This window comes from Dyella sp. 01N36 (genome assembly GCF_056399745.1).
In genome coordinates, this window is sequence record NZ_JBFTRY010000015.1 from 1 (window position 1) to 15,022 (window position 15,022).

The following is a 15,022-nucleotide window of genomic DNA, read 5'->3' on the forward strand; positions in this document are numbered from 1 at the left end:
ATAGTGCGGGCTGGTCTCACCGCTCGCCAGGTACTTGGCAATGGTGTTGCGTGACAGCTTCGTGCGTCGGGCGATCTCTCGGATCGAGATCTTGTCGCGAAGGTGCCAGCGTCGGATTACGCTCAATAGGGCCACGTCGATCACTCCCGTTACTCCCGCTCGTGTCGTGAGCGGAGGGTGGTAGGAGGTGGCTCAAAATTCGACGAAAATCACCCCGGGAAGTGGCTCAGTTTTGGATGAAACTCAACAGAGAAAGACTCTAAACTTCGAAACACCGGCCGAACGATTTCATCAATTCGTTGCAACGACCGGCTGAAACCGCAACCCGAAACGGATCTTGGACATCGGCCAGTAACAGCAAGGGCGCAATGGATCGCATCCTTCTCTTCCACTCACGCCAGGTTTGAGCGGCATGGTTTCAATCGCCGGCCAGGAAGGGAAGGACATTGCGCAAACTGGCTTTGGCCTGGAACAGGCGCGCCTTCACGGTGCACAAAGGTATGCCAGTGATGGCGGCTATGTCGTCCAAACTATGGCCTGCGCCGTAAACCAGCTCAAATACCAAGCGCTGGTCGGAGGTGAGGCGGGCAAGACCATGGGTGATCCGATCCCGCAACTGGCAATGTTTCCCGGCGTTGGGCGACGGCGTCAGAGCTTGAGTGAAGCAATCTGCATCGATAAGTTCGGCACCACGTCGGTGTAGCGCCTTCAGCCCTGCGCGATAGGCGATGCCCATGATCGAGATGGAGACAGGGGACGCCTGTCGAAACTCCGATGCCTTTTGCCAGACGACCCAGAAGCATTCATTGATCACCTCATCGATGATTTCTGCATGTCGGGTCAGGCGATAGAGAAACTCACAAAGTCTCCCGTGATAGTTGTAGTAGAGCGTCGCCAACGCATCTCGATCGCCATCGGCGATGCGCTTAAGGAGCAGCCTGTCCATGGCCTCGGTGTCCTGCTCTCGGTGGGAACGGGTCTTCATGAGTGACCTAACGCCCATATTGAAATATTCAGGGGAATAGAAGCCCGTCGGCGCTATCGGCCGGTATGTGGCTCTACTTGTATTGATGGGCTGGGGTAGGGGAGTGAGCCCACGGCATCTTGCGATATGCGCGTATGTTTTTGCGATGTCATAAGCAAGACAAAGCATGCTTTTGTGGGGCCCGTCGCATATCGGGCGCCTCGTGTTTCTGCAGAGCAATTTCTGATGATGGAGGCGAGCGCACGCGACCATCTCAGGCTATGGTCAGATGTATGCGTTGCCGTTTTGGGTACCTCGCATCAGGCCTCCAAAGTCGAGTAAAGATTCCGAATGGACGGCCGATACAGGCGCGGATTCTCCACGCATTTTTCGGGTCGGCTGTTTTAGCCGCGACGTCGCGCCCTGCGGACAAGCAAGGCCGCCTGCATGGAAATTCAATTCAGGAGGCCAGGCAGATATGCAGATGAAAAGCAGTGGAAGGGCGATCGGCGCGAAGTCAGTCTTTTGAAGAATGGTGTGTGGACATTTGGGCGGGTTGAGCTATGCCCAATTGTCCCTGACACCATTTCCCACAGTACCCACAGGTACGCCCGTGATCGTGGCCACGTCATCGAGGCTGTGACCAATTCCGTAAACGGGCTCGAAGACCAGACGCTGGTTGGGCTTAAGTGGGGTGAGGCCTTTGGTGATCCCATCTCGCAACTCGCGAACTTCCTCGGGATCGGTTGAAGGGATGAGATATTGATTGACGTTATCTCCGTCGACAGGTTCGGCACCACGCCGACGCAGAGCCTTCAGCCCCGCGCGATAGGCGATGCCCATAATCCAGGTAGATACGAGTGATGCCTGTCGAAAGCCTGCTGCCTTTTGCCAGACGATCCAGAAGCATTCATTGATCACCTCATCGATGATCTCCGCGTGTCGGGTCAGGCGATACAGGAACGCACATAGGCTCTCGTAATAACCGTAATAGAGCGTCGCCAAAGCGTCCCGATCGCCATCGGCGATGCGCTCAAGAAGTAGCCTGTCGCTAGCTTCGGTGTCTTGCTTTGGGCATGTACGGGCATTCATGGGTAGCCTGATACCAACGTAGAAAATATCCGTAGAAACAAAAGCCCTCCGGCGCATTTGGCCGGTGAGTGGCGTTACCGATGTGATGAGCACCGCCTGTGCACGAAATCCGCGATCAGGTGTTTTCTATTGCACTTGCTGCGAGAGATGAGAAGGGCAGAAGCCTTACTCCTGCTGCGACCTTTCTCGATGACGCCTTGGCGAAGTCCAACAAGTCCTGTTTGAACTTGTCCTGCGGTGATTGCACCACCCGGCGTGGGACACTCCGATGCATCCTGAGCGCTCCATGCTTGATTGGAGTCACGACTGGTCGCGCAGGCAAGAAGGCGGCGTCCAGGCGCCGCCTTCTGCTTCACAGACCTGCATCACTGCGCCAAGTGGGCCTTGATCTCGGCTGACATCTGGCGGATCGCGGCCTGCGGCTCGGGATCGGCCTGGAGGCCGTTGAGCAGGACGAAGTCATGGATCATTCCGTTGTACCGTGTGGCGATCACCGAGACTCCGGCTTCCTTGAGCTTGCGTGCATATGCTTCGCCTTCGTCGCGCAAAGGATCGTTCTCTGCGGTGATGACCAAGGCCGGCGGAAGTCCATTCAACTCCTGCAAAGTGGCACGCAGCGGCGATACATAGGGATTGTCGCGGGTCTTGCTGTCCGGCGCGTACAGATCCCAGCCGTATTTCATGAACGCGCGGGCCAGAAACCGCCCCGTGCCGAACTCTCGATAAGACGCGGTATCCACGCTGGCGTCCGTCGCCGGGATCATCAACACCTGATAGCTGATCTTGGGTCCATGCCGGTCTTTCGCCATGAGCGCCAGCGCTGCGGACATGTTACCGCCCACCGAGTTGCCGGCCACTGCGATCCGGCTGCCATCGGCGCCGAACTCTTCCGCGTGGGCAGCGACCCATTTCAGCACGGCGTAGGACTGATCGAGCTGAGTGGGAAAGCGAGCTTCCGGTAGTGATGTGTACTCGACGAAGACGCCGATCTGACCGGAGCCCACCACCAAGTCCCGCAGTAGGCGTTGATGGTTCTGGAAGTTGCCGACGATCCAGACACCGCCATGGATGAACAGCAGAACGCCCGGCTTACCGGTCACCTGCTGGGGCTTCATGATGTAGACCTTCACCGTCTGACCGTCCTGGGTGATGGTCTGCTCGGTCGTGGTCACCCCGGACATGTCGACATGGGTCTTGTTCTGCAGACCCGTCAGGATCTCTTGCGGCTTGGGTTGAGGGAGCTCCCAGAATGGACTTGAGTCTTTGTTGATTTCGCGCAGGAAGGCGCGGACTTGGGGGTCGATCCGGGGGTCGGTTGCGGCATCGGGCTCCGCAAAGGCGGCTTGTGTCATGAGGACTGCTCCCAGGGCTAGTGTTGCGAGCGAAAAGACGCGCTTCATGGTCGTTCTCCATCCAAGAATTGGATGGCGAAAAGCTAGTCCTGGAGGGGGGATGGTCGCTTCTGTCAAATGACCAGTCTGATGACCGGTTGGCCATCAACCTGCCGGGTTTTCAACGCCGGCGAGCATGGGGCCTAGCATCGACCGAGATGTAATACCGGTCTTGGAAAAGATTCGGTGCAGGTGATATCCAACCGTCCGGTGCGACAGGTACAGCCTGATCCCTATCTCCTTGTTCGAAAGCCCTTCGGCCGCGAGCTGCGCGACGTGGAGTTCCTGCGGGGTCAGCGTCTCCCAGATGCGCTCCGTTCGTTGGCGGCTGGATTCACCCGAAGCGCGCAGCTCCTCGCGTGCGCGGTGGCTCCAGGGAGCGGCGCCGAGTGCGTCGAAGATGTCGCGGGCCTCACGCAGGGGAGCCCTTGCATTCGCAGGCCTGCGCTGCCGCCGCAGCCATTCGCCGTAGGCAAGGAGCAGGCGTCCACGCAAGAATGGCCAGTTCTTCGCAGCCGGGCCGAGGCCCAGCAGGAACCAATGTTCGGCTTCGGCCGGCGCAGCGAGCAACGCCTTGCTGTAATGGAGCATCGTTTCGACCCATGGCATCGGGGTCGGGGCCGATGCCAGCTCGATCTGGTCGATCACACGCCGGGCCGCGTCCGGATGGCCGGAAAAAACGGCTGCCTCCGCGAAATACGCCAACGCAAAAAACTCAAGGCCTGAATTGAAGGCCGGGTCGGCCGGCGAAAAAACGCGCTGCAGCTGTTCGTAGGCCAGCCAATGCTGGCCTGCTCCGATGGCAGAGGCACCGCGCGCGATCTGCAACAACGCCCGCAAGAAACCGGCGCCAACCGGTAAAAGTAGACGTTCCGCTTGCGCGGCAAACGCTTCGGATTCGTCCAGGTTCCCCTGCATTCCCACAAGCTTGGCTTTCAGGATAGTGGCCGCGGCCACCCATAAGGTTCCGCCTGTCTCCTCGGCAAGGCGTGCGGATTCTTCGGCCTCCCTCATCGCGCCCGCCCAGTTGCCGACTTCCATTTCGGCCCATCCGCGGGCAAAAAGCACGCGGGCGAGCTCGCCGAGCCGGCCCTGAGCGCGCAGCGCAGCACTGAACTCGGCGAGCATGCTCACGCTGAAATCGAAGGCGCCAATGATGTTGGGAGTGGTCGCGATGACCCTCGCGATCGCCGGATCGCTGTGGTCGATGGCCGTGAGCTTTTGCAGCGCATTGAGCACGCTGCGGCTACGCCGGAGCGGTTCGACATAGGCAGATATGGCGGTCAGGCGTGGATCTTCCTCTGGCAAGCCCAGCCGGTTTGCCGCAACGAGAATGCTGGCCCGGAGTTCTCCACTCGCACTGCTCCACCAGCAGCGTTGCGCAGCGCGCCACAGGAGATTGCAGGCCAGGTCCTTCGCGCCAGCGGCGTCGGCCTGTGCGGCGAAGCCAATCAGGGTCGCGACTTTCGCGGCGTCATAAACCGCCGGGGGCTTGCTGATCTCACGACACCAACTGATGCGCACGGGCGTGAGGTTGTCCGACTCGTCCACGTCGACCAGGCGCAACAGGCGTTCCAACACTTGCGGTTGACCCAGGTCTGCCGCAAGTTCGGCGGCCCGCAGAAGCCTGTCACTTTTCGCCCTTGCACTGGTGCTCAGTCGTGCGGCGTTCTCCAGGACCTCGATCGCCATCGCAACCGCACCTCGCCGCAAGGCGCGCTCCGCCATGCGATCGTGCTCGGCTGCGAGCTCGTCATCCGGCCCGATGATGGCCGCCGCGCGGTGCCACAACCGACGATCCAGCTGCCCCTCAATGGTCGCGGCAAGTGCGGCGTGAATCTGTTGGCGCGTTGCCAGATCGGCCACCTGATGGAGGGCGGAACGAACGAGGGGATGCCGGAACCGCACCTCCGTTCTGTCAACTTCGATAAGTCTGGCGGCGATGGCCGGTGCCAAGACATCGACTCCCACCCGCTCACCCAGCACGACTTCGCCGGCACGCAGCACTTCCTGGAGCGATGCTCCATCATTCTCCGCTGCCACGAACAACAGCGTGCGGGTAGCATCGGGAAGATCGGGCAAGCGAGACGAGAAGGCGCGTTCCAAACGCTCGGTCAACGGAAGCCATGCCGGGTCGCCTGCGTCTGTTGGGCGTTTGCCGCGAGGCAGCTCCAACAGCGCCAGCGGATTGCCGGCGGCTTCCGTGAGGAACAGTCTGCGTAGATCAGGCGACAGATCGGGGGCGTGTGTGTCCAGCAACTGCCCGGCATCGGTACCGTCCAGTTCCGAAAGCCTGAGCCGCAACGTGTCAGTGTCTCCGAAGGGGCGATCGAAACCGTCGCGTATGGCCACCAGGAGAATGATGGGGTCTGAACTGAGTCTGCGCGAGATGAACGACAAGACGTCATAAGTGGCCTGATCAAGCCACTGGACGTCGTCAGCAATGAACAAGATGGGCGTTGAGGTGGCCCTTTCGCTCAGAACAAATAAGGTCGCGAGTGCGACCAGGAAGAGGTCAGGCGCTCCCCCGTCGTCATGCATGCCAAAGGCAGACAACAATGCGGATCGCTGCCGAGGTACCAGGCTTGCGATCTGCTTCTTCAATGGACGAAGGGCGAGTTCAAGTGCCGCATACGGCAAATGGACCTCGGCAAGAACGCCGGTCATATGCAGTGCGGTAAAGCCGCGTTCTTTGGCTCGGTGCCTGGCAATTTCCAGAAGCGCAGATTTCCCGATACCTGCATCGCCGCTGATAACAAGCGCCGATCCGCCTTGATCGATCCGGTCGATCAGATGATCGATCAGGGCGATGTCCTTCTCCCGGCCTTGCAAGACAGGCGACGGCGACCGGGCGACCCGCGTGCGCTGTTTCTGCACAGCAGGGTACGTCTTTTTCGGACCGTTGGTCATCGCACAACCGTCGCAGACGCGACGCCTAGACTCCGCAGCGTTATGCACATCTTACCATCCGCAAGATTTGGGGAAGCAACTTCTTCTGGATGGGTTCGACCTCACGCTTGCCAAAAAAAAGCGCCCTCCAGCGTCGAATGACGGCGGAGGGCGCAGATCGTACGACGAAGTTCGTGGCTCCGCGTCCGATCAGTTCAGGTGCTCGCGGATGCCGTCAGCGATCTGGTCAAGGGCCGCTTCGGTCGTCGGCACTTTGCGCAGAGCGTTGAGCGCAACAAAGTCGTGGATCGTACCGTTGTACTGCACGGCCGCCACCGGAACACCGGCATCCGTCAGCTTGCGGGCGTAGGCCTGACCTTCGTCACGGAGCGGATCGTTTTCCGCCGTGATGACGAGTGCCGGCGGAAGACCCGTCAGCTCTTCCTTGCTCGCGCGCAGCGGCGAGACGTACGGGTTGTCACGCGTCTTGGCGTCCGGCGCATACAGATCCCAGCCGTACTTCATGAAGGCACGCGACAAGAAATAGCCATCAGCGAACTTCTTGTAGGACTCGCTATCGACACTGGCATCCGTCGCAGGCACCAGCAGCACCTGATAGGCAATCTTCGGGCCCTTGCGATCCTTGGCCATCAGGGAAATGGCTGCGGTCATGTTGCCGCCGACCGAGTTGCCGGCCACCGCGATGCGGCTGCCGTCTGCGCCGATTTCTTTGCCATGCGCCGCGACCCACACAAGAGCGGCATAGGTCTCGTCCAGCTGAGTCGGAAACTTTGCCTGCGGCAGCGGGGTGTACTCGACGAAAACGCCGACCTGGCCGGACTTGACGACGAGATCGCGCAACAAGCGCTTGTGATTGTCGAAGTTGCCGACGATCCACACGCCGCCATGGATGAAGAACAGGACGCCGGGGTTAGCTGCAGCATGATCCGGCTTCATGATGTAGATCTTCACGGATTGACCATCCTGCGTGATGGTCCGTTCCGTCGTCGTCACGCCCGACATATCGACCGGCGTCTGGTTCTGCAGGGCAGTCAGGATCTCCTGCGGCTTGGGCTGCGGAAGCTGCCAGAACGGGCTGGGGTTCTTGCTGAGTTCGGTGAGGAACGACCGGACGGTGGGATCGAGGTGCGTGTTGTTCTTGAAGTCTTCGGCGGAAACGGACTGAGACATGACGGCTGCTCCGATGATGAGGGCCAAAAGGCCGTTGATGCGCTTCATGGTGTTCTCCGTGAGCGAGTGACAGACTCGGAGAAACTCCGAGATGGGTTCGTCTTCTGCGACATCAGTCGATGCCGAGGACGAGCGCATCTAAGCAACACCATCGAGCTGACGATATTCATGCCAAGGTATGAGTCAGCCAAGAGATGCGCATATGCTGCGCCTTGAACCGCTGCTTTTAAGCACTATTCAATGCACCAAAGCGTCTGGCGTGGGCTATCTACATACCTTTGTATGAGCCTTCGCCATCTTTGCATTTCATGCTTGATGCCCAACCATCGTGGTCACCATCACCACACGAGGCATCATCATGTGCACCTTCAAGACGTCAGACGGAACCAATCTCTTTTACAAGGACTGGGGAACGGGGCCGGTCGTTGTTTTCTCCCATGGATGGCCGCTTTCTTCGGACGCGTGGGACTCGCAGATGCAGTTCCTGGCGACCCATGGCTATCGGGTGATTGCGCACGATCGTCGAGGCCACGGACGCTCCGACCAGACCTGGCAAGGCAACAACATGGACCAGTACGTGGCCGACCTGGCGGAATTACTGGATCATCTGGATGTGCGCGACGCGGTACTCATCGGCCATTCGACAGGCGGTGGTGAAGTTGCGCGCTATGTGGCAAACCAAGGCGCCGCCCGCGTCGCCAAAGCCGTACTGGTGAGCGCGGTCCCACCGATCATGGTGAAGTCTGCGAATAACCCCAATGGCACGCCGCTTGAGGTCTTTGACGGTATTCGCCAATCCGTGCTCAAGAACCGCTCCCAGTTCTACCTCGACCTGACGCTGCCTTTCTTTGGGTACAACCGCCCTCATGCAGAGGTTTCCGAAGGCGTTCGCCAGTCATTCTGGCTGCAGGGCATGATGGGCAGCATCAAGGGACAGTACGACTGCATTCGCGAGTTCTCGGAGGTCGATTACACCGACGATCTGAAGCGCATTCGGGTACCGACCCTGGTGATCCACGGCGATGACGATCAAATTGTGCCCATCGATGCCGCCGGCAAGCGCTCCGCGGAGCTGGTACCCAACGCGAGGTTGAAGATCTACGCCGGCGCACCGCACGGCTTGCCGATCACTCGCGAGGATGAGCTCAATCGCGATCTGCTGGCGTTTATTCGGGAGTGAGCAAAGGTCGACCCGCCAGCGATGACGCCGGTGGGTCGAACTCGCTTTTGGGAATTTGGTCGACCGTGAAGAGCGTGCGCCGCTTGCTCAGTCGCGTTTGTAGCGGGAGACCGGCTCGCGAATGCCAAGAGCCTCCGCCATTCGCACCAGGTTAGCCAACGATTCGGCCTGCATCTTTCGCATCAGGTTTCCCCGGTGAATCTTCACCGTGATCTCGCTCAGATTGAGGCGACCAGCGATCTGCTTGTTGAGAAGACCTGAGGTTACCAGGCCAAAAACTTCGCGCTCTCTGGCAGAGAGGCTATCGAACTTCGCGCGAACGGAAGCAAAGGCGTCGACCTCTGCTCTTCGGATCCGAGCCCGGGTAGCTGCTTCTTGCACCGCCGCGAGCAATTCATGCTCATCAAAAGGCTTGGATAGAAAGGTGACCGCGCCGGCGCGCATGGCGCGTACCGTCATCGGTATATCCCCGTGACCACTGATCAAAATAACAGGAATCGGCGTGTCACCCTCGACCAGCTCCTGCTGGAAATCCAGCCCGTTGGCGCTGCCCAGCTGAACGTCGAGCACCAGGCATACGGCCGTGTCAGCCGCATCGCACGCCAGGAATTCCTCGGGGGTCGCAAAGCCCTGGACGCTGTATCCCGCGGAACGCAGCAGGCTTTCCAACGATGACCTGACGTCTTGGTCATCATCCAGTACGCAAATCAGTGCAGTTTCCAAGGTGCGCCTCAACCTGTTTGGGTAGCCGCCGATTGAACGTGTTGCTAGTTGGCGATAAGCGACCTGACTACTTTCAAGAGCTCGTCCGGATCGGCGGGCTTTTCAAGGAATTCCGCGATGCCGAGGCTATCTGCCATGTCTCGCGCCTCGGGAGTCGCGAATGCCGTCATCATGACTACCGGCAAATGCTTTCCCTGGTCCATCAGTTCGCGTCTTAGCCCGAACCCATCAATTCCCGGCATGTGAAGATCCGTGACCAGGCACTCCAGCGTATCGATCAGCGGGAAGGCCAGAAGGGACTCTGCGCTTGAAAAGGCATACACGCCAATGCCCTCGGAGCGAAAGACAGCGACGATGCTATCCCTCACATCCTCGTCATCATCAACAACGCCGATGGTATGAACCTGGCTCAAGAACAACTCCATGCCCTGTACAGGGACTTTCGGAGCCATTCTCCATGTTTCGGATGCCGTTCTCCACCATCCGAATGTATAGGTGTTGCACCCTCGCCTATGTGTTTGCTGGAGTCGCGGGGACGGTAAAGGTTACCGTCGCGCCTGGCCCTTGATTGTTGTTCACCTGGATGTGCCCTCCTTGCGCTTCGATAATGGAGCGGCAGATGGAAAGGCCCATGCCCATRCCTTCGGCCTTGGTCGTGAAGAATGGATCGAACACCTTGCCAATGGCCTCCGGCGCAAAGCCCATACCCACATCCCGTACTTCGACGCGAAGCAGCCCTTCAGGTGCAACGCCAAGAGAGATCCGCAAATCCTTCTTCCGATCGGCGACATCTCGCATGGCGTGGAGGCCGTTGACGATAAGGTTCACGAGAACCTGTTGCACTTGAACTCGGTCACCGAAAGCAAGGGGGAGAGGGCCGTCCGACGATTGCCTGAGCTTGACGCCCTGTAACTTTGCGTCATGCCGCACGAGTCCAAGTGCGTCCTCGACGATCTCGGGGAGACTAAAGCTTGCTGCGGGAGTCAGGGTCTTCCTGGCTAGCGTCTTGACTCGCTTGATCACCTCCGCTGCCCGGTTCCCGTTGGTCACGATGCGCTGAAGACTCGAAGAAACTTCAACCAGATCGGGATCTTCCCTCGACAGCCAGCGTTCGCCCGAGCGGGCGTAGTTGAGGATCGCTGTGAGTGGTTGATTGACTTCGTGCGCGATGGATGCAGAGAGCTGCCCTAGCAGCGAGACGCGGGCGGCATGAGCCAGCTCGGCCGACGTCTGTTCGATCCGGGCACGCGATAGATTCTGTTCGGTGACGTCGAAAGCCATGACCAAGACATGTGTCCAGTCGTGTGAGTCGGGAAGAATATTGACGCGAAGGACCACGTCGACAACGTCCCCTGTCAGCGTTTTCAAGCGGACTTCGTTCTCTGCCCCGCGTTCGCCTCTAAGCAACGTTGCAAGTAGCTGTGCGATGGCGGGGAAACTATCGGGTAGATACCGGCCACACAGATTTGTACCTGAGAGTGTTTCGTTGCTGTCTGCATGGAATAGCCGTACCGCGGCGGGGTTCGCGTTGCGGATAATGGCTCCCCGGATGGCAGCTTGAGTGATTTCGGGATTGGCCAACAGCCAATCTTCCAAATGACGTACGTCGCCCGTGTATTGGTCGAGAACGCGTTTGGATTCCAACCAATTGGACTCCCAGGTAGCAAAGCCTGCAGTCTCGAATATGGTCCGATAGCGTTGTTCCGACGCACGTCGTGCTTCGTCATGCTTCAACTGCGCTGTGACATCTGCACTGGACTCAATGACGCCAACAGGCTTTCCCGCATCGTCCTTACGCTGGAGCCAGCGACTCGCGAGGGTAAGCGACGCACCATCGCGGCGCGTACGAATCAATTCACCAGTCCAGTGGCCTTCCAGATCAAAGGCGGCCTGGACTTCTTCCGAGGAGAACTGGCACTTGAGCAAGCTCTCACAGTGCTTGCCGACCGCCTCGCTCCGCATCCAACCGTACAGTTTCTCGGCGCCGTCGTTCCAATAGACGATGACGTCATTCTTGTCCCTGATGATGACCGTGTCGTGTGATAGCTCGAGAATCCTGGCCTGCTCAACCAGTGATGTGCGGGTGGCTCGGTCCCGGAGGATCAGGACTGTCGTCAAGGAGATGGCGACGATGCAAACGCCAAGGCGGATCAGCGCGCTACTGTTGAGCTTGTCACCGTGTTGCAGGACGAACGCCAGAAGCGTGAACACCACGGCGGCGGCCGCCGCCGCGATGATGGCTCGTAAGCCCAAGGGGGCAACCAGGAGAATTGCCACGATGTAGACGACAGCTATAGCGCCGTTTACCGTCGTAAATGCGTCGACCATGAAGACGGCGAGTGACAGGGCAACGGCCCCAATGACCCGCAGCTGGCTTTTCATACGAGACTCTCGAGAAAGCTGACCTGCGATAGCATAATGAATGAACAGCTCGGCGGTAGATGTTGGATCGCCGCTCCTCTGGACTCCAATCGAATGCTGTCTGCTTCGGGTCATGTCGAGTGCCTAACCGTCTACGCAAGCGGTGGGTCGTAACACGCGGTCAAGCGCGCACTGCGAATCAAGCCGGTCGATAAGTAAGCCGTACTCCTTTGTGTGTGTTTCTCCTTAAACCGATCGGGTTTGGGTGGTCAATCAAAGTTCGCGGCAGAGATAGATGGCGTAGACCAACACGATGGCCAGGTCGAAAGCGGCAATGGGTCGCATGCGGGTCACGTACGGTTTTTTCCAGCTCGCCACGATCAAGCCGATGAGCCCAGCTTTCTCGATGCCTGCAGCCAACATCAGCGGAACGCGAAGTTCCGGGTGCCACGCGGCATAGATCAGTAACGCTCCCAGGCTCGGCGCCAGCAAGCTCCAATGTCGCGTGAGCAGCCCACCGGCCCCTTCGGGTGCTTCGATTCCGAAGAGGAGTCTTGGCCCCTGTGCTGGAAGCAGAAAGACAATGATCGGCAGCAGGGTAAACGCGCCGCTGACCCATAGAATGATGCGAATGTGGTCGACGATCACGGTGATTCTCCAACAGTCACGCCCAGAGGCTTGTACGAACGGACTTGCAGATCAGGGAAAGGTGCGGCGCATGAATCGCTCAAACAGCGAGTCGGGCAGCCAGCCTTTCAGGCGAGGGATCCAGCGCGCGAGCGAGCCTACCCGGTAACGCGGCGCCGGCACTCGGGCTTGGATGGCTTGCACGACAGCGGCCGCCACATGCTCGGGCCGAGTGCGACTCGCAAGGCCGTCGCGGCGCATGCGGCTAACCAACTGGGCTCGCCTGTGAGCGAACGGATTGTCAGCCGCACTGACTTCTCGAATCGACTGCTCGAGCGAGCCAGTGGCCACCGGGCTCGGGCTGACAGTGCAGGCATAGAGGCCAAGAGGCATCAGCTCATGGCGCAGCGATTCGGTGTAGCCCTCGAGGGCAAACTTGCTGGCTGAGTAAGCCGCGTTCATCGGAAGGCCAATCTCACCTCCGATCGAGCTGATGTTGATGATGCGCCCCGAGCGGCGTTCCAGCATGTGCGGCAAGACGGCCTGGACCATGCGCACCGCGCCGAGAAAGTTCGTGTCCAGCTGATCCATGAATTCGTGCCACTGGGTCTCCAGCACGGCACCGAACAGGTCGTAGCCGGCATTGTTGATCAGCGCATCGATGTGACCCTCACGCCGCAGCAGTTCTTGCACACAAGCCTCGACCGAGGCCGCGCTGGTAATGTCCAGACTCAGCACCTCGGGGCTGCCCTGCGGCCCGCGCTCAACCGGCGCGCGCTGGGTCACGTACACGCGATGCCCCCGTCCACGGAGCTGCGAGGCGATCGCTGCACCGATGCCCCGCGTGCCGCCGGTGACCAGTACAACTTGCCGTTCATTCTTCAAGCTTCAGCTCCCTGAGCCTTAAGGGGCTCGTGAGGTTCAGCTCGTTCAAGAACGAATCGATGGCTCGCGTGGTTTCAGCGGGAGCGTCGACTACCGAGAGATGGGCCGTTGGCAGCTCGATGAAGCGGCCGCGCGTCAACTGAGCGGCCGCATGGCGAAGATCGTCCACCGGGTACATGGCATCGTGCGTTCCGGCGACGAAAAGCGTTGGCGCAGCAATGTTCTTCAGACGCGACGAGAGATCGTCTCTTTCCAGCAGTACCGAACGAACGGCCTGCGACAGCGCCCTGCCGTCGGCCCGCCGGATATGTTCGCGGAATCCTTCCATCAGGGCGGACTCGCGCTTTCGCGTCTCGGGCATAAAATAAGCATCGGCCACACCCTGTACGTATACCTTGGTAAATTTCAGCCAGCGTGCGCCCCAACTGACGAAGCTATCGCGCCAGCGCGCACGGGTCTTGAAGACAGGAGTGTTCAGCATGACGACGGCGCGAGTGCGCTCGGGATGGTTTAGCGCAAACTCACCCGCAACGAGGCCGCCCCAGGACGTGCCAATGCAAACGACAGGCTTGACGATCTGGAGTACGTCCAGCACCTGCTTCAAGGCATCCGCGCATTGCGCCATGCTGAAGCCGCCAGCCGATGGGCCGCTGGCGCCATGACCGGGGCCGTCGATGAGGATCAGTCGATGGCATTCCCGCAGGGCGGCCACCTGCGCATCGTAGATCCGGTGGTCGGCCAGAACCGACGGCCACAGGACCAGCACCTCCGAAGAGGCGCCCGCGCCGCCCGGTATGCCGGTATCGTAGACCGCTAACTGACTGAGACTGGTCGGTATCGACCAGACCTTGATTGAATGGGGTTTGGGAGGCGTCATGGGGCGACCATCGCTGGATGGGGATGGGGTTATTGCGTCAGGACGTGCTTCGAAATCGGATGGCCGCTGGCATCGAAGGATCAATGTTATGACCGTTAACTTAGACCGCAAAACTACCGATGTCAACAGCGTTAACATTCAGCCATGACTAAGCCCTCCGATCCTGCCGGAGGGCGGTATCACCACGGAGACCTGCGACGGGCCCTGCTTGAGGCCGCAGGAAAGGCGGCTGACATCGAGCACATCTCTTTACGCGAGCTCGCCTCGGGACTGGGCGTCAGTGGCGCGGCGGTGTACCGGCACTTCGCCAGCCGCGAAGCTTTGCTGGCGGAGCTTGCTGCCATCGGCATCGCCCAGCTCCAGGAGCGCTTTGCTGACGCATTCGATCTCCACACCCCGCCGGCAGATGGCCCGGAGGCGATTGCACGCCTGCACCGCTTGGGCGTGGCGTATCTGCGCTTCGCCGACGATCAGCCGGCCATGTGGCGCCTGATCTTTGGTACGTATGCGGTGCAAACCCGTGCCAACGCATTGCAAACGGGCAAACCGACCAGCTACTCGTATCTGCCGGCGGCACTGCAAGGGCTGCACGAAACCGGCGTGATGGCGCTGCCACCATCACCAGGCGATCTGTTGTTCACTTGGAGCACCGTCCATGGTGCGGCGGCGCTGAGAGTGGGCAACGTAGCTCCGGCACAGGGGGAAGTCGAACGCATAGGCGCCGAAGTTGTGCAGCGAATTTTGCGCGGAATCGGTGCATCTCCTGAGCCATCCTGAGCACGGCAGGGCGGCGGTTGCGCGCACTCATGTCAGTCTCCGATCCATGGCGGACATGACAGGAT

General features: G+C 59.8%; 14 protein-coding genes. 2 read left to right on the forward strand and 12 right to left on the reverse strand.

What is annotated here, in order from left to right:
• From AC1DMG_RS05545 to AC1DMG_RS05570, 6 genes are all read right to left on the reverse strand, one after another.
• On the reverse strand, positions 1-144 hold a 144-nt coding region (locus tag AC1DMG_RS05545; RefSeq protein WP_477180132.1), incomplete at its 3' end, for a helix-turn-helix domain-containing protein.
• 274 nt (positions 145-418) lie between these two features.
• Positions 419-985 carry an RNA polymerase sigma factor gene (locus tag AC1DMG_RS05550; RefSeq protein WP_441602063.1) on the reverse strand — a complete coding sequence of 189 codons (567 nt, stop codon included), beginning with the start codon at positions 983-985 and terminating at the stop codon, positions 419-421.
• A gap of 540 nt (positions 986-1,525) precedes the next feature.
• Entirely contained in the window at positions 1,526-2,056 is a 531-nt protein-coding gene (locus AC1DMG_RS05555; protein ID WP_441602064.1) for a sigma-70 family RNA polymerase sigma factor, read from the reverse strand.
• A gap of 365 nt (positions 2,057-2,421) precedes the next feature.
• A complete protein-coding gene (locus tag AC1DMG_RS05560; protein WP_441602065.1) occupies positions 2,422-3,456 on the reverse strand; it encodes an alpha/beta hydrolase in 1,035 nt (344 codons plus the stop codon).
• Between the two features lie 96 nt (positions 3,457-3,552).
• Positions 3,553-6,357 (reverse strand): helix-turn-helix transcriptional regulator, encoded by a 2,805-nt coding sequence (locus AC1DMG_RS05565; RefSeq protein WP_441611362.1) that lies wholly within the window; start codon positions 6,355-6,357, stop codon positions 3,553-3,555.
• A 189-nt stretch (positions 6,358-6,546) separates the two neighbouring features.
• Positions 6,547-7,575 carry an alpha/beta hydrolase gene (locus AC1DMG_RS05570; RefSeq protein ID WP_441611360.1) on the reverse strand — a complete coding sequence of 343 codons (1,029 nt, stop codon included), beginning with the start codon at positions 7,573-7,575 and terminating at the stop codon, positions 6,547-6,549.
• Between the two features lie 310 nt (positions 7,576-7,885).
• On the opposite strand from AC1DMG_RS05570, the gene AC1DMG_RS05575 reads away from it, so the two are divergent.
• Complete coding sequence (locus AC1DMG_RS05575; RefSeq protein ID WP_441602140.1) at positions 7,886-8,707, forward strand: alpha/beta fold hydrolase; 822 nt, start codon at positions 7,886-7,888, stop codon at positions 8,705-8,707.
• A gap of 87 nt (positions 8,708-8,794) precedes the next feature.
• Here the strand turns inward: AC1DMG_RS05575 and AC1DMG_RS05580 are convergent, their stop codons facing one another.
• From AC1DMG_RS05580 to AC1DMG_RS05605, 6 genes are all read right to left on the reverse strand, one after another.
• Positions 8,795-9,430, reverse strand: coding sequence for a response regulator transcription factor (locus AC1DMG_RS05580; protein ID WP_441602068.1), 636 nt, complete (start codon positions 9,428-9,430; stop codon positions 8,795-8,797).
• A gap of 44 nt (positions 9,431-9,474) precedes the next feature.
• Entirely contained in the window at positions 9,475-9,843 is a 369-nt protein-coding gene (locus tag AC1DMG_RS05585) for a response regulator (RefSeq protein WP_441602069.1), read from the reverse strand.
• Positions 9,844-9,940: 97 nt separating this feature from the next.
• A complete protein-coding gene (locus AC1DMG_RS05590; RefSeq protein ID WP_441602070.1) occupies positions 9,941-11,812 on the reverse strand; it encodes a PAS domain-containing sensor histidine kinase in 1,872 nt (623 codons plus the stop codon).
• Positions 11,813-12,064: 252 nt separating this feature from the next.
• Entirely contained in the window at positions 12,065-12,439 is a 375-nt protein-coding gene (locus tag AC1DMG_RS05595; protein WP_441602071.1) for a hypothetical protein, read from the reverse strand.
• A gap of 51 nt (positions 12,440-12,490) precedes the next feature.
• Positions 12,491-13,303 carry an SDR family NAD(P)-dependent oxidoreductase gene (locus AC1DMG_RS05600; RefSeq protein WP_441602072.1) on the reverse strand — a complete coding sequence of 271 codons (813 nt, stop codon included), beginning with the start codon at positions 13,301-13,303 and terminating at the stop codon, positions 12,491-12,493.
• The gene (locus AC1DMG_RS05605; RefSeq protein ID WP_441602073.1) at positions 13,293-14,180 is read right to left on the reverse strand and encodes an alpha/beta fold hydrolase; all 888 of its coding nucleotides are present in this window, start codon (positions 14,178-14,180) and stop codon (positions 13,293-13,295) included. The genes AC1DMG_RS05600 and AC1DMG_RS05605 overlap by 11 nt, the downstream gene beginning before the upstream one ends.
• 144 nt (positions 14,181-14,324) lie before the next feature.
• On the opposite strand from AC1DMG_RS05605, the gene AC1DMG_RS05610 reads away from it, so the two are divergent.
• Positions 14,325-14,957 (forward strand): TetR/AcrR family transcriptional regulator, encoded by a 633-nt coding sequence (locus tag AC1DMG_RS05610; protein ID WP_441602074.1) that lies wholly within the window; start codon positions 14,325-14,327, stop codon positions 14,955-14,957.
• The last annotated feature ends 65 nt before the right edge of the window (positions 14,958-15,022 follow it).